Below are 17104 nucleotides of genomic sequence, written 5' to 3'. Positions count from 1 at the left end.
AAAGAAGCGAAATTATAGCGCCCCAATTATTCCTGTCAACGTTTTTTTGCGATACACCGCAAACCAGCCGCCACCGTGCGCGGCCGCGGCATTCCCGCCATTTGGCGACACAAGCGGGTGATAGAATGACTCGCCGCCGTCAATATAGAACTGTCAGACGGACACCTCTATGTTGATGCCGTGCACTATCAGTCAACGCAACGAGAACAATCATCGACAAACCCTTGAGCAAATATCCGTATCCCATTCCGAGCCGTGAAGAGATTCTCGGCGTGCTGCGGACGAGCGACGCATCGCTGGCCGCCAACGACATCGCCGAAGCCCTGTCGATCAAGCGTCAGGAGCGCGAGGGGTTCTTCCGGCGCGTCGCCGCGATGGAGCGCGACGGCCAGATCCGCCTCGACAAGCGCGGCCACTACCAGTTGACCCATCCGTCGAATTTCGTCGCGGGGCGCGTGCAAGGGCATCGCGACGGCTACGGGTTCGTGATCCGCGACGACGGCCAGGACGATCTGTTTTTGCCGAACGGCGAAATGCAGAAGGTGATGCACAACGACCGCGTGCTCGCACGGATCGTCGGCTACGATCGCCGCGGCCGCCCGGAAGGGCATGTCGTCGAAGTCACCGAGCGCGCGAACAAGCGCGTGATCGGCCGCTTGCTCAACGAGAACGGTGCATTGATCGTCGCGCCGGAAGACAAGCGCATCGGTCACGACATCATGATCACGCAGAACGTGAAGAAGGCGAAGGTCGGGCAGGTCGTCGTCGTCGAGCTGACCGATTTCCCGAGCCGTCATTCGCAGCCGCTCGGCCGTGTCGTCGAGGTGCTCGGCGATATCGACGATCCGGGCATGGAAATCGAGATCGCGGTGCGCAAGTACGGCGTGCCGCACGAATTCAGCCAGCCGGCGCTCGACGGCGCCGCCGCGCTGCCCGACAAGGTGCTGCCGGCCGACCTGCGTTTTCGCGTCGACCTGCGCGACGTGCCGCTCGTGACGATCGACGGCGAGGATGCACGCGACTTCGACGACGCCGTCTACTGCGAGCCGGTCAAGGTCGGCCGCGGCGACGGCTTCCGGCTGATCGTCGCGATCGCCGACGTGTCGCACTACGTACAGCCGGGTAGCGGGCTCGATGCCGATGCGCTCGAGCGCAGCACGTCGGTCTACTTCCCGCGCCGCGTGATCCCGATGCTGCCGGAGAAGCTGTCGAACGGCCTCTGTTCGCTGAATCCGCAGGTCGACCGCTGCGTGCTCGCATGCGACATGGTGATCACCGCGCGCGGCGAGATCAAGGCATACCAGTTCTATCCGGCCGTGATCCATTCGGCGGCGCGCCTGACGTACACCGAAGTCGCGGCCGTGCTGTCGAACACGAAGGGGCCGGAGGCTGCGCGCCGCGCCGATCTGCTGCCGCACCTGCAGGATCTGTACGGTGTCTACAAGTCGCTGTTCGCCGCGCGGCAAAAGCGCGGGGCGATCGACTTCGACACGACCGAAACCTACATCGTCTGCAACTCGCAGGGCAAGATCGAGCAGATCGTGCCGCGTCAGCGCAACGACGCGCACAAGCTGATCGAGGAATGCATGCTGGCCGCGAACGTCTGCGCGGCCGATTTCCTGAAGCGCAACAAGCATCCGGGCCTGTACCGCGTGCACGCGGGGCCGACGCCGGAGAAGCTCGAGAACCTGCGCGCATTCCTGCGCGGCATGGGTCTGTCGCTCGGCGGCGGCGACAAGCCGCATGCGAGCGACTACGCGGCGCTGATGGCGCAGATCCGCGACCGGCCCGACGCGCAGATGCTGCAGCCGATGCTGCTGCGCTCGATGCAGCAGGCCGTCTACAGCCCGGACAACATCGGCCACTTCGGTCTCGCCTACGAGGCGTACGCGCACTTCACGAGCCCGATCCGCCGCTATCCGGACCTGCTCACGCACCGCGCGATCTACGCGATCCTGTCGGGCAAGAAGTACGCGCCGAAGGCGCCGGAAGGCTTCGAGCTGAACACGGCGCTGTCGCCGCGCGCCCGCGCGATGCAGCAGGCCGACGACGAAGCGCGCGGCCGCTCGCGTTCGAACACGGCGATCTGGGAAGAGCTCGGCCTGCACTGTTCGGCGAACGAACGCCGTGCGGACGAAGCGTCGCGCGACGTCGAAGCGTGGCTCAAGTGCTACTTCATGCGCGACAAGCTCGGCGAGGAGTACGGCGGGATGGTGAACGGCGTGACGTCGTTCGGCATCTTCGTGCAGCTCGACACGCTGTTCATCGAAGGGCTCGTACACGTGACGGAGCTCGGCTCCGACTACTTCCAGTACGACGAGATCAAGAACGAGCTGCGCGGCGAACGCACGGGCATCCGCTATCGCCTGTCGGATCGCGTGCGCGTGCAGGTGAGCCGCGTCGATCTCGATGCGCGCAAGATCGATTTCCGCCTCGTGCGCGATACGCCGGTGAAGGCGCCGCGTCCGTCGCCCGCGCCGGCTGCCGGCGTCGATCGCAACGGCAACGGCAACGGCCCGCGCGTGCGCGCGCTGCCGCCGGTGGAGGAAACCGTGCCGCGCCGCAAGACGGCCGCGAGCGCGCCGAGCGTCGCGGTGAAGGAAGCGCGCGCCGCGCGCGGCGCCGCGAAGAAGAAGGGCGGTGGCGGTGGCAGCGGCGCGCCGGCGAAGCCGGTCGCGAAGAAGGCCCGCGCCCGCAAGAAGTATTGAGCGTTCGGGGCGGCGCAAGCGCACGCCCCGCAGTATCGAGAGACGCCGCGTCACCGGTCATCGGCCGGCCACGCGGCGCTTTCCTTTTCCATGGATCGCGGCTGCGCACGTCGCGCGGCCGCACGTTTGATCGAAGGTTGTTCCAGTCATGTCACGTCTGAAGGTTCTTTACGGTTTTCATGCGGTGACCGCACGTATGCGGCACGATGCATCGACGGTGGCGGAGGTGCTGTACGACCAGACGCGCCGCGACCGCCGCATGCAGGAGTTCCTGCATGCCGCGAAGGAAGCGGGCGTGCGGCTGATCGCCGCCGACGAAACGCGCCTGTGGGGCCTCGCGCATACCGAGCGCCACCAGGGCGTCGTCGCGCGCGTCGAGGACATGCCGCTCGCGCAGAACCTGTCCGAGCTGCTCGACGGCATCAACGGGCCCGCGCTGCTGCTCGTGCTCGACGGCGTCACCGATCCGCACAACCTCGGCGCGTGCCTGCGAGTCGCCGATTCGGCCGGCGCGCACGCGGTGATCGCGCCGCGCGACCGGGCGGTGGGCCTGAACGCGACCGCGGCCAAGGTGGCGAGCGGCGCGGCCGATACGGTGCCGTACATCACGGTGACGAACCTTGCGCGCGCGCTGCGCGAGCTGAAGGAAGCCGGCGTGTGGATCATCGGCACGTCGGACGAGGCGTCGGCGACGCTCTACGAAACGAAGCTCGACGGCCCGGTCGCGCTCGTGATGGGCGCGGAAGGCGAAGGCATGCGCCGGCTCACGCGCGACACCTGCGACGAGGTGATGAGCATCCCGATGGCCGGCAGCGTGGAAAGCCTGAACGTGTCGGTCGCCAGCGGCGTGTGCCTGTACGAAGCCGTGCGCCAGCGGCGCGTGAAAGGCTGATCCCCGCGGCCGCCCCCCGGGGCGGCCCCGTCCCGCGCGCGATGCGCGGGCGTCGAATGACCCGAACGATGCGCGCCCCGATGCAAGCTCTCCGGAACCCGCGACCGATGACCCTGTTCCGTGTCGGCGTCTCCTGCGCCGTGCTCGGCCTGCTGGCGGCCTGTACGTCGCCGACGCTCGTCGAACGCGGCACCTACTACGCCGACACGAGCCTGCACGCACGCGGCGCCGATTCGCGGATCCGCTTTCTCGTGATGCACTACACCGAAAGCGACGAGACGAAATCGCTGCGCACGCTGACCGGCGATTCGGTCAGCGTGCATTACGTCATCCCGCCGCAGCCGCGCACCGAGCGCGGGATGCCCGTCGTCTACCAGCTCGTTCCGGAAGCGCGGCGCGCGTGGCATGCGGGCATCAGCGAGTGGCAGGGCACGACCGAGCTGAACGCGGTGTCGATCGGCATCGAGAACGTGAACCGCGGCCCGCTCGATCCGCAACATCGCACCTGGCAGCCGTATCCCCCCGAACAGGTCGACGCGCTGATCCGCCTGTCGAAGGATATCGTCAGGCGCTACGGGATTCCGCCGACGCGCGTGGTCGGGCACAGCGACATCGCGCCGCAACGCAAGATCGATCCGGGGCCGCTGTTCCCGTGGCATGCGCTCGCGCAAGCCGGCGTCGGCGCATGGCCGGACGACGCGACCGTCACCGCACGGCTCGGCGGCCGCGACCCGCACGCGCCGGTCGACGTGCGCGAACTGCAGTTCAAGCTCGCGCGCTACGGCTACGACGTGCCGACCGACGGCGTGCTCGACGCGCGCACGCGGCGCGTGTTCGCGGCGTTCCAGATGCATTTCCGGCCGTCCGACTACGCGGGCAACCCGGACGCGGAAAGCGACGCGATCGCGCAGGCGCTGCTCGACAAGTACTTCCCCGGCACGCAAGCGTCGGACTCCGCCCCGGCGGCTGACACGCGCTGAATACGCGCTGAATACACGGCGCATCGCTCGCCGAAAAACGCGGGGCCGTCCGCCGACTCCGGTAAACTGGCGGTTTTTCCGCAATCCCGCAGCATTACCACGCCATGACTCAAGACGAACTCAAACGCCTCGTCGGCCAGGCCGCCGCCGATTACGTGATCCAGAACGTGCCGGAAGGCGCCGTGATCGGTGTCGGCACCGGCTCGACCGCCAACTGCTTCATCGACGCGCTCGCCGCCGTCAAATCGCGCTATCGCGGCGCCGTGTCGAGCTCGATTGCCACGACCGAACGCCTGAAATCGCACGGCATCAAGGTGTTCGACCTGAACGAGATCGACGCGCTGCAGGTGTATGTCGACGGCGCCGACGAGATCGACGCGAGCGGCGCGATGATCAAGGGCGGCGGCGGCGCGCTGACGCGCGAGAAGATCGTCGCGTCGGTGGCCGACACGTTCGTCTGCATCGCGGACGCCAGCAAGCGCGTGCCGGTGCTCGGCGCGTTCCCGCTGCCGATCGAGGTCGTGCCGATGGCGCGCACGGCGATCGGCCGGCGCGTGACCGCGCTCGGCGGCGTGCCCGTGCTGCGCGTGACGAAGGACGGCGCACCGACCATCACCGACAACGGCAACGAGATCATCGACGTCAAGGGCCTGCAGATCGCCGATCCGCGCGGTTTCGAAGCGCAGGTGAACGCATGGCCGGGCGTCGTGACGGTCGGCCTGTTCGCCGAGCGCGGCGCGAATCTGTGCTTGCTCGGCACGGAAAACGGCGTTGAAACGATCGTTTATCCGGCTGGCTGAATCTGAATGAGAAGCAGTCCGTAACGGCGCGGTATCGGCCGTCATGGATTGGATATATAAATCTTGTGGAAACCGGGGTCCGGCAGGCGCGGCGCGCTTCCCGGGCCTTTTTTTTAGCCGTATAAATCACCTCGTTCAAAAGAGGGATAACCCTGTCAGGTGTTTACCAGATAGCGAAATATCGTCGAACTCATCAACTTATAGATCATAAGAACAGTAGTAACCAGGGCCGGCGGAACTGCGGAGCAGGTGTTCGCAAATCGACGCACGGGGAGGTGTCATGGAGCAGGGCAAAGACCGGTCACTGGTCGCCAAAGTGATGGATGGGCTTGTCGCGGGTATCGTCGAAGACAAGTACGGCGGCATCTTGCCGCCACAGGACGTGCTGTCGAAAGAGTTCGATGTGAGCCGCACGGTGATGCGGGAAGCGTTGTCGATGTTGCTTGCGCGCGACATGCTCGACGTGCGTCCGAAAGTCGGTACGCGCGTGCGGCCGATGCGCGACTGGCGGATGATCGACGAAGACGTCGTGAGCTGGCGATTTCGGGCAAAGCCCGATCCGCAGTTCATGCGCGACGTCATCGAATTCCGGATGCTGATCGAACCACGCGCGACCGCGCAGGCGGCGGTGCGTGCGACGGCGGCCGACATTGCGGGCATTCGCGAAGCGTTCGATGCGTTCAAGGTGCTGCAGCCGGGCGACCCCGGCTACGACACGGCGGACGAGTTGCTGCATACGCGGATCGTGCAGGCGAGCGGCAACCAGTTCTTCCAGCAGATGGCGGCGATCGTGCGCGGAGCAGTGCGTCTCGTGAATCCGCGCGTCGTGCAGAAGGAAGGCGCGCACGACATCGCGGTGAAGGCGCATGCGCGCGTCGTCGATGCGATCGAACGGCGCGACCCGCGCGAAGCCGAAGCGGCCTCGCTCGCGCTGATCGATTTCAGCGCGGACGAGATATCGCGCGATTTCTCGGTCGAGGTGCCGGTGCGTGCCTGACGCTGCGCGTATCGTTCATCCGTGTGCCGCCGGGCCGTTTATCATGACGGCCGGCCGGCAGCGTGCCGGCAACCGTCATACGACCGACACGGAAGATCAGGATGAACGACAACGACCATCGCCCGGTGCGCTTCGGCATCGTCGGTGCGGGCAGCATTGCGCGCCGCTTCGCGCAAAGCCTCGCGCACGTGCCGGGCGCCACGCTCGCCGGCGTCTGGGCCCGCCGCGCCGATGCAGCGGCCGCCTTCTGCGAGACATACGGCGGCGCGCCTGCCGCGCGCCTCGACGCGCTCCTCGCGAGCGATATCGACGCGGTCTACATCGCGACGCTCCATGACAGTCACGCGCAGTACACACTGGCCGCATTGGCTGCCGGCAAGGCCGTGCTGTGCGAGAAACCCGCGGCGCTGAACACCGCGCAACTCGACACGGTGCTGCACGCGGCGCGCGATGCCGGGCTGCTCTTCATGGAGGCGATGAAGCCGCCGTTCTTCCCGCTGTACCGTCAGTTGCGCGCGCACCTGCGTGACGATCCGATCGGCGAGATCCGGCTCGTACGGGCGGGCTGCGCATCGTCGTCGGTGCCGGGGGACCATTCCGTCTATCGGCTCGATCGCGCGGGCGGCGCGCTGCTCGACATCGGCATCTACGAGGCGTTTCTTGCCGTCGACTGGCTCGGCGCGGCGCGCGACGTGCAGACGCTCGGCCGCGTCGGTGCGACGGGTGTCGACCTGTTCGCGAGCCTGAACAGCGTGCATGCGAACGGCGGGATCGCGCAGCTCTTTTGCGGCCTCGACGTGATGGGGCGCGGCGACGCGCTGATCGCCGCGGCGGGCGGCCACGTGACGATTCACGAGAAGTGGTGGAACCCCGCGCGTGCGACGATCCGCTACGCGGACGGGCGCACCGTCGAACTCGATGCGCTGGTCGACGGCGGCGGGCTGAACTACGAGACCGCGCATTTCTGCGACCTGCTGCGCGCGGGCGAGACCGAAAGCCCGATCATGACGCACGACCATTCGCGGCGGATGATCGCGATGATCGACGCGGCGCGCGCCGTGCTCGGCGTGCGTTATTCGGGCGAATAAGCGGGCGAATAAGCGGGAAGACCGGCGCCGGGCCCGCGAGCGCGGCCCGGTGCGACCGCGCGGCTCAGTGCCGCGACGGCAGCGACAGACGCTTTTCGTACCAGCGCTGCACCCATTCGAGGATCTGGCACAGGATCCAGTACACGGCCGCGGCGGCGAGATAGAGCGGCAGCGGCTGATAGGTCGCCGCGATCACTTCCTGCGCGCTGCGCAACAGCTCGGTCACGGTGATCACGGACACGAGCGACGTGTCCTTGATCAGGCTGATCAGGCTGTTCGACAGGCTCGGCACCGCGATGCGCAGCGCCTGCGGGCCGATCACGTAGCGCAGCGTCTGTCCCCACGACAGCCCGAGGCTGTACGCGGCGAGCCATTGGCCGCGCGCGATCCCGTTGATCGCGCCGCGCATGCTTTCGGACATGTAAGCCGCGACGTTCGCGGACAGCGCGATGACGCCGGCCGGCGTCGGGTCGAGCGAGATGCCGAGGCTCGGCAGCCCGTAATAGATGACGAAGATCTGCACGAGCAGCGGCGTGCCGCGCATCAGGCTCACGTACGCGCGCGCCAGCCACGCGAGCGCGTTGACCCAGATGCGTTCGAAACCGTCGAGCGCTTCGCTTTGCCGGATGCCCATCATCGCGAGCATGACGGCGCCAAGCAGGCCGAACACCATCGACAGCACGGCGAACTTGACGGTCAGTACGGCACCCTGGGCGAGCACCGGCAGCGATTGGACGAGCAAGGACGTTGTCGACATGGAATACGAGCGAATGCGTGCGCGAAAGCGCAATCATAAACCGGACCGATAAAACAAAGGGCGGCATCGTTGCGGATGCCGCCCTTCCGGCCCGCCGTCAGGCGGGAAATGCAGGCGTGCTTACTTGATCGGTTTCGTCACGTCGATGCCGAACCACTTGTCGGAGATCTTCGTGAACGTGCCGTCGGCCTCGAGTTGCGCCATCGCGTCGTCGATCGCCTTCTGGAACTTCGGGTTGCCCTTCTTGAACGGGATGCCCGACGGGTTCGCCGAGCCGACGTTCGCGCCCGGGCGCAACGGCAGCTGGGAATTCTTCGTCAGGTACGCGAGCATCAGGCGGTCGTTCAGCGCCGCGTCGAGGCGGCCCGCCGCCAGATCGCGCAGGTACTCGGGCGCGCCCGGGTACGTCTTCACGTCGATGCCCGGCACCGATTTCGCCATGTCCATGTAGTTCGTGCCGAGCGCGACGCCGAGCTTCTTGCCCTTCAGGTCTTCCAGCGACTTGAACTGGCGCGTGTCGTCCTTGCGCTGGATCAGCTGCGCGGACGAGTACGTGTACGCCGGCGAGAAGTCGAGCGTCTCCTTGCGCTTGTCGGTGATGCCGACCTGGTTGGCGATCACGTCGAACTTGCCGGCTTGCAGGCCCGCGATGATGCCGCTCCATTCGGTCGTCACGAATTCGGCCTTCACGCCGAGCTTCGCCGCGACGGCCTTCGCGATGTCGACGTCGAAGCCGACGAGCTCGCCCGACGGGCTTTTCGAGTTGAACGGCGGGAACGTGCCTTCGAGGCCGACCCGCAGCGTGCCGCGTTGTTTGACCTGGTCGAGGAGGTCGGCCGCATGCGCGGTCGCCGCAGCGAACGACGTGCCGATCACGCCGGCAACCAGCAGCTTCTTCAGCAGCGAAAATTTCATCGTGTGTGTCCTTGCCCTGTCCGGGTCGATGATCTGATAGTGAAGTCGAGGATAGCAAAAATACTATCGATATCTAAATATAGTTTGCTTATGGCTATATTACGCGCTGCGTTCGCGGGCAATTGCCTTCACGCACTCCGACACGAGTGCCGGGCCGCGATAGATGAAGCCGGTGTAGAGCTGGACGAGCGCCGCGCCGGCCGCCAGCTTCGCACGAGCGTCGTCGCCCGAGAAAATGCCGCCGACGCCGATGATCGGCACGTCGTTGCCGACTTGCGCGTGCAGCTTGCGGATCACTTCGTTCGACGCGTCGAACACGGGGCGGCCCGAGAGGCCGCCGGCTTCGTCCGCGTGCGGCAGGCCCTGGACGGCCGCGCGCGACAGCGTCGTATTGGTGGCGATGACCGCTTCGATCTTGTGGCGCAGCAGCGTGTCGCCGATTTCCTTGACCTGTTCGTCGTCGAGATCGGGCGCGATCTTCAGCGCGAGCGGCACGAGCTTGCCGTGCAGGTCGGCGAGGCGCTGCTGCTTGTCCTTCAGCGCCGCGAGCAGCGCGTCGAGCTCGCCGGCGCCCTGCAACTGGCGCAGGTTCTTCGTGTTCGGCGACGAGATGTTGATCGTCACGTAGCTCGCGAACGGGTACACGCGCTCGAGGCAGTACAGGTAATCCTCGGCCGCGCGCTCGATCGGCGTGTCGGCATTCTTGCCGATGTTCAGGCCGAGGATGCCGCGATAGCGGGCGGCCTGGACGTTCTTCACGAACTGGTCGACGCCATGGTTGTTGAAGCCCATCCGGTTGATCAGCGCTTCGGCCTGCGGCAGCCGGAACATCCGCGGGCGCGGATTGCCGGGCTGCGGGCGCGGCGTGACCGTGCCGACCTCGATGAAGCCGAAGCCGAGCGCCGCGAGGCCGTCGATGGCCGCGCCATCCTTGTCGAGGCCGGCCGCGAGGCCGACCGGATTGCGGAACGTGAGCCCCATCACGGTGCGCGGCGCGTCGGGCACGCGGGCCGACAGCGCGCAGGCGAGGCCCGTGCGGCCGGCCGCGCCGAGCGCGCGCAGCGTAAGGTGGTGAGCGTCTTCCGCATCCATTTTGAACAGGGATGCGCGGGCCAGCGGGTAGAGGGAACTGAACACGGGAATGGGGCGGACGGCCGAAATGAATGACAACCCGCTATTTTACCGGGAGTTGCGCGGCACGGGCGTGCTTCGCTTCGTAGCCGCCGCGACGTGCGTCAGTTCGTGCCGGAATGCCCCCCCGGCAACGGCGCGCGCGCCAGCGCCGCGTCGACGGGCGGCAGGTCGATCCGTTCCGGATCGAGCGCCTTCCAGCGGCCGTCGATCAGCCCTTCGAGCGGATGGAAGTTCGCCTTGTAGGCCATCTTCGGGCTCTCGCGGATCCAGTAGCCGAGGTACACGTAGGGCAGCCCGAGACTCTTCGCCTGTTCGATCTGCCACAGGATGTTGTAGGTACCGTAGCTCGTGTGCCGGTCGTCGGGCTCGAAGAACGTGTAAACCGACGACAGCCCGTCGCCGAGGATGTCGATCATGCTGACCATTCGCAGCTTGCCGGGTTCGCCGCCTGGTGCGTCGAGGTCGCGGAATTCGACGAGGCGCGAGTTGATCCGGCTTTGCAGCAGGAACTGCTCGTACTGGTCGCGGCTGTCGCGATCCATGCCGCCGCCCGCGTGGCGCGCGGACTGGTAGCGCATGTAGAGCGCGTAGTGCTCTTCGTCGTAGTGCAGCGGCGAAACCGTCGCGACCAGCGCGCGGTGCCGCTTCCACATCCTGCGCTGCGTGCGCGTCGGCACGAATTCGCCGACCGGCACGCGCACCGGCACGCACGCGCGGCAGCCGTCGCAGTACGGGCGGTACGTGAAGACGCCCGAGCGGCGGAAGCCGGCCTTCACGAGTTCGGTGTAGATGTCGGAATTGATCAGGTGGCTCGGCGTCGCGACTTGCGAGCGCGCGATGCGGCCGTCCAGATAGCTGCACGGATAGGGCGCCGTTGCATAGAATTGCAACGCCGAAAGCGGTGAAAGCGGCAGCTCAGTCGGGTGAGTCATGGGCAGCTCTCGATGCAGGGAAGGAGTGCCGCGCTAGCGCTCGGTCCCGGAGGGCGCCGCCGTTTCGGCGGGGCCCGTCAGCGCGGCGAGCACGCGCTTGTCGAACTGCCACGGAATCGGCGGTTCGGCTACCGCGCGGCGCACGTGAGCGACAAAGGCCTTGCGTGCGATCTCGCGGCCGCCGAGCGACGCTAGATGCGACGTATTCTGCTGGCAGTCTATCATTTCCAGCCCCTGCTCGCGAAGGTGCGCGATGAGCGCGGCCAGCGCGATTTTCGACGCATCGGTCACGTCCGCATACATCGACTCGCCGAAAAACATCCGGCCGAACGAGACGCCATAGAGGCCGCCGACGCGGCGCCCCTCGTGCCATGTCTCGATGCTGTGCGCGTTGCCGCTGCGGTAGAGCGACGTATAGGCGTCGATGATCTCGGCGGTGATCCAGGTGCCGCGCTGTCCGCGGCGAGGCGCCTGCGCGCAGGCGCGCATCACGCCGGGAAAGTCGTGATCGACGCGCACCTCCCATTCCGGCTCGCGCAGCACGCGCTTGAGCGTTTTGCGCAGCGACGGCGCTACCTTGAATTCGGTCGGCACGAGGATCATGCGCGGGTCGGGGCTCCACCACAGCACCGGCTGGCCGTCCGAGTACCACGGGAAGATGCCGCGCAGGTAGGCGTCGATGAGGCGCGACGGCAGCAGGTCGGCGCTCGCGGCGAGCAGCCCGGGTGCGCCGGTCGCGGGGCCGAGCGCGCGTTCGATGGACGGAAACGGATCGTCCGGGCCGAGCCAGGGAACCATGGGTGCGGGGCTCAGCCGTTGCGCAGCGAGCGGAAGATATCGCCGGTGTGCACGCCGTAGTCGCCGGCGGCGCGATCGGCGAAGAAGAAGCGCAGCGTCTGGCTGACGGTCGGGAACGCGATCTCGTCCCACGGAATGTCGGCTTCGTCGAACAGTTTCACTTCGAGGCTTTCCTCGCCGGCTTCGAAGCCCGGATCGGTGAGCCGCGCCAGGTAGAACAGGTGGACCTGGTGCACGTGCGGCACGTTGAGCAGCGTGAACAGGTTCTGCACCTCGACGCGCGCGCCGGCTTCCTCGAGCGTTTCGCGCGCGGCGGCTTCCGCGGTCGTTTCGCCCATTTCCATGAAGCCCGCCGGCAGCGTCCAGAATCCGTAGCGCGGTTCGATCGCGCGGCGGCACAGCAGGATCTGGTCGCCCCAGACCGGCACCGTGCCGACGACGTTGCGCGGATTCTGATAGTGGATCGTGCCGCAGTGATCGCAGACGAAGCGCTCGCGGTTGTCGCCCGGAGGAATGCGCGCGAGGACTTCGTAACCGCAGACGGAGCAGAATTTCATGTCGAATGGAAGGGACGAGGTGATGCGAGTGTATCACCGGGCCGCGGCATTCTCGAACGCCCGCGCATGCGGCGGCGTGTCGTCCGAAATGGCGGCCGCGTGCGCGAAGAGGGGGCGGCGCCCGGACGCGCAAAAACAAAAAGCCCGGCGTTAAGCCGGGCTTTTTGCGAAATTCTGGACGGTTGGTTGCGGGGGTAGGATTTGAACCTACGACCTTCGGGTTATGAGCCCGACGAGCTGCCAGACTGCTCCACCCCGCGTCCGTCGAAGAAATGAATTATAAGGAGTTACCCGAGCGCGTGCAAGCACTTTCTGACAATCGCGTGTCGTGTCTTGTGGGGCCGGTACGGTGGGTGGGTGCGCTAGAATCGAACGGTTTGTTTCGTTTCTTCGGCAACGGCGCCTTGCGCGATCGCATCGGCGCCGTTGCGACTCTCACTACTGCATCGACGGATTCATGGACATCGCTCACGATCTGCAATCGATCGGCGCGCAGGAACAGGCGCTCGTGTTTCCCCATTTCGATCCCGCCCGCGCGTGGGCGCTCGGCAACCGGATGCATGCGCTCGCGACGTCACGCGGTCATGCGATCGCGATCGACATCGTCACGTTCGGCCAGCCGCTGTTTTACGCGGCGCTTGCCGGCGCGACGCCCGACAACGCCGACTGGGTGCGCCGCAAGCGCAACGTCGTCGCGCATTTTCGCCGCAGCTCGTACGCGATCGGCCTGCGCATGCAGCAGGCCGGCGCGACGCTCGCGGACAAGCATGGATTGGCGGTCGCCGAGTATGCGTCGCACGGCGGTTCGTTTCCGCTGACCGTCGCCGGCGCCGGCGTGATCGGCTCGATCACCGCGTCCGGGCTGCCGCAGCGCATGGACCACGAGTTCGTCGTCGAGGCGCTGTGTGCCGAGCTCGGTCACGACTATGCGGTACTGGCCCTCGCAAGGAGCTGAGCGATGCAACTGCCCGGTTACGCCTGGCTCGCGATCGCGATCGTCGCGGAAGTGATCGGCACGTCGGCGCTGCGCGCGGCGGACGGTTTCACGCGCTTCTGGCCGTCGGTGCTCGTCGTCGCCGGTTACGGCGTCGCGTTCTACTGCCTGTCGCTCACGTTGCGCACGATGCCCGTCGGCATCATCTATGCGGTCTGGTCGGGCGCCGGCATCGTGCTGATCACGCTCGTCGCGATGCTGCTCTATCGCCAGGTGCCGGACGTGCCGGCGGTGATCGGCCTGGGGCTGATCATCGCGGGCGTCGTGGTGCTGAACCTGTTCTCGAAGATGCAGGCGCACTGAGCGTGCGACTGCCGTTTGACGGATGACCTTCATGACCGATTCCACTTCCGCCGCCGTTTCCGCCGAATCCGCCCAGCCCGACGTGCGTGCGTATGTCGCGAACCGCATCGGGTTTCTCGAACTGAACCGGCCGAAGGCGTTGAACGCGCTGTCGGTCGGCATGATCCGGCTGATGCAGCAGGCGCTCGACGCATGGCGCGACGATCCCGACGTCGTCGCGGTCGTCGTGCACAGCCCGCATCCGCGCGCATTCTGCGCGGGCGGCGACGTGCGCTTCTTCCACGACGCGTGGCAGCGCGGCGACCGCGATGCGGTCGACACGTTCTTCATCGAGGAATACACGCTCAACCATGCGATCTTCACGTATCCGAAGCCGTACATCGCGCTGATGCACGGCGTCGTGATGGGCGGCGGCATGGGGATTTCACAGGCGGCGCGGCATACGGGCGGCCTGCGCGTCGTGACCGACTCGACGAAGATGGCGATGCCCGAAACGCGCATCGGCCTGTTCCCGGATGTCGGAATGAGCTGGTTCCTCGCGCGTACGCCCGGCGCGATCGGCCGCTATCTCGCGGTGACCGGCGCGACGCTCGATGCGGCCGGCGCGCTGTACGCGCAACTCGCCGACGTCTATCTGCCCGATGCCGCGCTGCCGGTGCTGCTCGACACGCTGCACGGCGTGCGCATCGACAGCGGTGCGCACGCCGTCGCCTGCGTGACCGAGGCGGCTGCCGCGCACAAGGTCGTGCCGACGCCCGACACGTCGGCGCTCGCCGACGCGCGCGCCGGGATCGACCGGCATTTTGCGCGCCCCGACCTCAACGCGATCCTCGCGTCGCTCGACGCCGAGCAGGATTGCGCGGCGGTCGACGGGTGGGTCGAGAAGGCGACCCACGCGATGCGCGAGCAGTTGTCGCCGCTGTCGATGGCCGTGTCGCTCGAAGTCGTCGAACGCGCGCGCGGCGCGACGATGGCCGATTGCCTGCGGCGCGATCTCGATCTCACGCGCTCGACCTTCGCGCGCGGCGACGTGATCGAAGGCGTGCGCGCGCTGATCGTCGACAAGGATCACCAGCCCGTGTGGCGTTTCAGGTCGACCGCCGACGTCGGCCGCGCCGACGTGCTCGCGATGTTCGACAGCCCGTGGACGCCCGACACGCATCCGCTGCGCAAGCTGAAGGACTGACGTCGATCGGGCCGACCCGCGCGGCCCATCAGCCGCGACACGGAAACGAAAAGGCCGCGTGCACATGCACGCGGCCTTTTTCATGGACATCGGCCGGCCCGAGCCCGAAGGGTGCGTCGCCCGCGCCGACGTTATTCGTCGCCCGCGTCGTCCGACATGAAGGCGCGCATGAACACGAGCGCGCCGAAGCCCCACACCGCGTTCGCCGCGAAGCCGGCCGCGAGCACGGGCATCATGTTGCCCGACGGCCAGATGCCGCGCAGCGGATCGATCGCGAACACGCGGGCGGCCGTCAGCACGATACCGCCGAACACGAGCGCGCCGATCCACGATGCTTCGCGTTCCGGCGAGACGCGCAACAGCCATGCCATCGGAATCGCGCAGCACGCGCTGATCAGCGCATTCGCGACAAATTCAGGAATGCCGAGCGGCGCGAACGGTTGTGTCGAGAAGCCGGTTGCGGCGATCAGGTCGGCCGTGTGAAGGAGGGCGAGCGTGGCCTCGCGGAAGAACAGGGCGGCCAGGAAGCCGGACAGGAATGGCAGGATGACTTTCTGCATCGATGAGTGCACCGCAGGCGCGCACGGCGGGGCCGGGCGCGCGGAGTTATTCGGATAGGTGCGCCATTATAGAGCCCGGCCGCCGCGATATTCGCTCCAGCGTCGCGCTAATCACGAAAGCGGAAAACCTAAGCTCAAAAAAATCGTTCCAAAGCCCTGGACCGATCCCTAGACTGATTTCCCGGAAACAGCCGTGCGATCGCGTCCTCGTCCGCTGCACGGCCTCACCGGCGAGCCATCCCGATTCGAATGCACTCCATGCATGCGTCGCTCATTCGCGACGCGAGCAGGGCGACGTTTTTTCAAATTTTGGCAGTGACAGTCAAGCAGGAGCAGCAGATGAATGTGTTCTGGTTTATCCCCACGCATGGCGACAGCCGCTATCTCGGCACGGCCGAAGGCGCGCGTGCCGCGGACTACGATTACTTCAAGCAGGTTGCCGTGGCGGCGGATACGCTCGGCTACGACGGCGTGCTGCTGCCGACCGGTCGTTCCTGCGAGGATGCGTGGGTCGTCGCGTCGAGCCTCATTCCGGCAACGCAGCGCCTGAAGTTCCTGGTCGCCGTGCGCCCCGGCATCGCTTCGCCGGGGCTGGCCGCGCGGATGGCCGCGACGTTCGACCGTCTGTCGGGCGGCCGCCTGCTGATCAACGTCGTCACGGGCGGCGATGCGGCCGAGCTCGAAGGCGACGGCCTCTTTGCCGATCACGACACGCGTTACGAGATCACCGACGATTTCCTGAACATCTGGCGTGGGCTGCTGGCCGCGTCGCACGACAACGGCGGGTTCGACTACATCGGCAAGCACCTGCAGTCGAAAGGCGGCAAGGCGCTTTATCCGCCCGTGCAGCATCCGCATCCGCCGCTGTGGTTCGGCGGCTCGTCGCCGGCCGCTCATGCGATTGCCGCCGATCACATCGATACCTACCTGACCTGGGGCGAGCCGCCCGAGGCCGTCGCGAAGAAGATCGCCGACATCCGCGCCCGTGCCGATGCGCGCGGCCGCAAGATCAAGTTCGGCATCCGCCTGCACGTGATCGTGCGCGAGACCGAGGACGAGGCATGGCGTGACGCCGAGCGGCTGATCAGCCGGCTCGACGACGACACGATCGCGCGTGCGCAGAAAGCGTTCGCGAACATGGATTCGGAAGGCCAGCGCCGGATGGCCGCGCTGCACGGCGGCAAGCGCGGCGGCCGCGAGGTGCTCGAGGTCTATCCGAACCTGTGGGCCGGCGTGGGGCTCGTGCGCGGCGGCGCCGGCACGGCGCTCGTCGGCAATCCCGAGCAGGTCGCGGAACGCATGCGCGAATACGCGGATCTCGGCATCGAGACGTTCATCCTGTCCGGCTATCCGCACCTCGAGGAGTCGTATCGCTTCGCGGAACTCGTGTTCCCGCTGATCAAGGGCAAGGGCGTCGAGAAGGCGGCCGGCCCGCTGTCGGGGCCGTTCGGCGAGATCGTCGGCAACAACTATCTGCCGAAGACGAGCCAGAGCTGAGCAACG

17 protein-coding genes and 1 tRNA gene are annotated in these 17104 nt (G+C 66.9%); 10 read left to right on the top strand and 8 right to left on the bottom strand.

Going from position 1 to position 17104, the window contains the following annotated elements; genetic code table 11:
• Window positions 1-224: 224 nt before the first annotated feature.
• The 6 genes from rnr to HWX09_RS01600 all read left to right on the top strand — a co-directional run bounded on the left by rnr (window position 225) and on the right by HWX09_RS01600 (window position 7465).
• Window positions 225-2708, top strand: coding sequence for a ribonuclease R (rnr, locus tag HWX09_RS01625; protein WP_027784325.1), 2484 nt, complete (start codon window positions 225-227; stop codon window positions 2706-2708).
• 148 nt (window positions 2709-2856) lie between these two features.
• Window positions 2857-3600: a 23S rRNA (guanosine(2251)-2'-O)-methyltransferase RlmB gene (gene rlmB, locus HWX09_RS01620; protein ID WP_027784326.1), complete on the top strand. Its 744-nt coding sequence runs from the start codon at window positions 2857-2859 to the stop codon at window positions 3598-3600.
• 107 nt (window positions 3601-3707) lie between these two features.
• Window positions 3708-4580, top strand: a complete 873-nt coding sequence (locus HWX09_RS01615; RefSeq protein WP_027784327.1) for an N-acetylmuramoyl-L-alanine amidase — start codon at window positions 3708-3710, stop codon at window positions 4578-4580.
• A gap of 104 nt (window positions 4581-4684) precedes the next feature.
• Window positions 4685-5380, top strand: a complete 696-nt coding sequence (rpiA, locus tag HWX09_RS01610; RefSeq protein WP_027784328.1) for a ribose-5-phosphate isomerase RpiA — start codon at window positions 4685-4687, stop codon at window positions 5378-5380.
• Window positions 5381-5660: 280 nt separating this feature from the next.
• On the top strand, window positions 5661-6377 hold the full coding sequence (locus HWX09_RS01605) for an FCD domain-containing protein (RefSeq protein ID WP_027784329.1): 717 nt from the start codon (window positions 5661-5663) through the stop codon (window positions 6375-6377).
• A gap of 101 nt (window positions 6378-6478) precedes the next feature.
• Complete coding sequence (locus HWX09_RS01600; RefSeq protein WP_027784330.1) at window positions 6479-7465, top strand: Gfo/Idh/MocA family oxidoreductase; 987 nt, start codon at window positions 6479-6481, stop codon at window positions 7463-7465.
• A gap of 64 nt (window positions 7466-7529) precedes the next feature.
• Here the strand turns inward: HWX09_RS01600 and HWX09_RS01595 are convergent, their stop codons facing one another.
• From HWX09_RS01595 to HWX09_RS01565, 7 genes are all read right to left on the bottom strand, one after another.
• Window positions 7530-8222, bottom strand: coding sequence for an amino acid ABC transporter permease (locus HWX09_RS01595; protein WP_027784331.1), 693 nt, complete (start codon window positions 8220-8222; stop codon window positions 7530-7532).
• 120 nt (window positions 8223-8342) lie between these two features.
• Window positions 8343-9137, bottom strand: coding sequence for a cystine ABC transporter substrate-binding protein (locus HWX09_RS01590; protein ID WP_027784332.1), 795 nt, complete (start codon window positions 9135-9137; stop codon window positions 8343-8345).
• A 99-nt stretch (window positions 9138-9236) separates the two neighbouring features.
• Window positions 9237-10274 (bottom strand): quinone-dependent dihydroorotate dehydrogenase, encoded by a 1038-nt coding sequence (locus HWX09_RS01585; protein ID WP_027784333.1) that lies wholly within the window; start codon window positions 10272-10274, stop codon window positions 9237-9239.
• A 98-nt stretch (window positions 10275-10372) separates the two neighbouring features.
• On the bottom strand, window positions 10373-11203 hold the full coding sequence (locus tag HWX09_RS01580; RefSeq protein WP_027784334.1) for an arginyltransferase: 831 nt from the start codon (window positions 11201-11203) through the stop codon (window positions 10373-10375).
• Window positions 11204-11236: 33 nt separating this feature from the next.
• Window positions 11237-12001 carry a leucyl/phenylalanyl-tRNA--protein transferase gene (gene aat, locus HWX09_RS01575; protein ID WP_027784335.1) on the bottom strand — a complete coding sequence of 255 codons (765 nt, stop codon included), beginning with the start codon at window positions 11999-12001 and terminating at the stop codon, window positions 11237-11239.
• Window positions 12002-12012: 11 nt separating this feature from the next.
• Entirely contained in the window at window positions 12013-12558 is a 546-nt protein-coding gene (locus HWX09_RS01570; protein ID WP_027784336.1) for an NUDIX hydrolase, read from the bottom strand.
• A 183-nt stretch (window positions 12559-12741) separates the two neighbouring features.
• Window positions 12742-12818 (bottom strand) — tRNA-Met (locus tag HWX09_RS01565).
• Window positions 12819-13015: 197 nt separating this feature from the next.
• Between HWX09_RS01565 and HWX09_RS01560 the strand changes: the two genes are divergently transcribed.
• From HWX09_RS01560 to HWX09_RS01550, 3 genes are read left to right on the top strand one after another with little or no spacing between them, the layout of a single operon-like run.
• Entirely contained in the window at window positions 13016-13513 is a 498-nt protein-coding gene (locus HWX09_RS01560; protein WP_027784337.1) for a heme-degrading domain-containing protein, read from the top strand.
• A gap of 3 nt (window positions 13514-13516) precedes the next feature.
• The gene (locus HWX09_RS01555; protein WP_006484181.1) at window positions 13517-13855 is read left to right on the top strand and encodes a multidrug efflux SMR transporter; all 339 of its coding nucleotides are present in this window, start codon (window positions 13517-13519) and stop codon (window positions 13853-13855) included.
• Between the two features lie 31 nt (window positions 13856-13886).
• Window positions 13887-15041: an enoyl-CoA hydratase/isomerase family protein gene (locus tag HWX09_RS01550; protein WP_027784338.1), complete on the top strand. Its 1155-nt coding sequence runs from the start codon at window positions 13887-13889 to the stop codon at window positions 15039-15041.
• A 131-nt stretch (window positions 15042-15172) separates the two neighbouring features.
• Here the strand turns inward: HWX09_RS01550 and HWX09_RS01545 are convergent, their stop codons facing one another.
• Entirely contained in the window at window positions 15173-15601 is a 429-nt protein-coding gene (locus HWX09_RS01545; RefSeq protein ID WP_006484223.1) for a hypothetical protein, read from the bottom strand.
• A gap of 339 nt (window positions 15602-15940) precedes the next feature.
• On the opposite strand from HWX09_RS01545, the gene ssuD reads away from it, so the two are divergent.
• Window positions 15941-17098: an FMNH2-dependent alkanesulfonate monooxygenase gene (ssuD, locus tag HWX09_RS01540; protein WP_027784339.1), complete on the top strand. Its 1158-nt coding sequence runs from the start codon at window positions 15941-15943 to the stop codon at window positions 17096-17098.
• The last annotated feature ends 6 nt before the right edge of the window (window positions 17099-17104 follow it).

The organism is Burkholderia sp. BCC1208, assembly GCF_902833095.1.
GTDB lineage: Bacteria > Pseudomonadota > Gammaproteobacteria > Burkholderiales > Burkholderiaceae > Burkholderia.
The sequence above is the reverse complement of the archived record's forward strand: the minus strand, read 5'-3'. Positions and strand labels throughout refer to the sequence as shown.

Bases quoted from the DNA above. Each gene is read 5' to 3' on its own strand.
- rlmB (WP_027784326.1), top strand. From the start codon at position 2,857: ATGTCACGTCTGAAGGTTCTTTACGGTTTTCATGCGGTGACCGCACGT.
- HWX09_RS01615 (WP_027784327.1), top strand. From the start codon at position 3,708: ATGACCCTGTTCCGTGTCGGCGTCTCCTGCGCCGTGCTCGGCCTGCTG.
- rpiA (WP_027784328.1), top strand. From the start codon at position 4,685: ATGACTCAAGACGAACTCAAACGCCTCGTCGGCCAGGCCGCCGCCGAT.
- HWX09_RS01605 (WP_027784329.1), top strand. From the start codon at position 5,661: ATGGAGCAGGGCAAAGACCGGTCACTGGTCGCCAAAGTGATGGATGGG.
- HWX09_RS01600 (WP_027784330.1), top strand. From the start codon at position 6,479: ATGAACGACAACGACCATCGCCCGGTGCGCTTCGGCATCGTCGGTGCG.
- HWX09_RS01595 (WP_027784331.1), bottom strand. From the start codon at position 8,222: ATGTCGACAACGTCCTTGCTCGTCCAATCGCTGCCGGTGCTCGCCCAG.
- HWX09_RS01590 (WP_027784332.1), bottom strand. From the start codon at position 9,137: ATGAAATTTTCGCTGCTGAAGAAGCTGCTGGTTGCCGGCGTGATCGGC.
- HWX09_RS01580 (WP_027784334.1), bottom strand. From the start codon at position 11,203: ATGACTCACCCGACTGAGCTGCCGCTTTCACCGCTTTCGGCGTTGCAA.
- aat (WP_027784335.1), bottom strand. From the start codon at position 12,001: ATGGTTCCCTGGCTCGGCCCGGACGATCCGTTTCCGTCCATCGAACGC.
- HWX09_RS01570 (WP_027784336.1), bottom strand. From the start codon at position 12,558: ATGAAATTCTGCTCCGTCTGCGGTTACGAAGTCCTCGCGCGCATTCCT.
- HWX09_RS01560 (WP_027784337.1), top strand. From the start codon at position 13,016: ATGGACATCGCTCACGATCTGCAATCGATCGGCGCGCAGGAACAGGCG.
- HWX09_RS01555 (WP_006484181.1), top strand. From the start codon at position 13,517: ATGCAACTGCCCGGTTACGCCTGGCTCGCGATCGCGATCGTCGCGGAA.
- HWX09_RS01550 (WP_027784338.1), top strand. From the start codon at position 13,887: ATGACCGATTCCACTTCCGCCGCCGTTTCCGCCGAATCCGCCCAGCCC.
- HWX09_RS01545 (WP_006484223.1), bottom strand. From the start codon at position 15,601: ATGCAGAAAGTCATCCTGCCATTCCTGTCCGGCTTCCTGGCCGCCCTG.
- ssuD (WP_027784339.1), top strand. From the start codon at position 15,941: ATGAATGTGTTCTGGTTTATCCCCACGCATGGCGACAGCCGCTATCTC.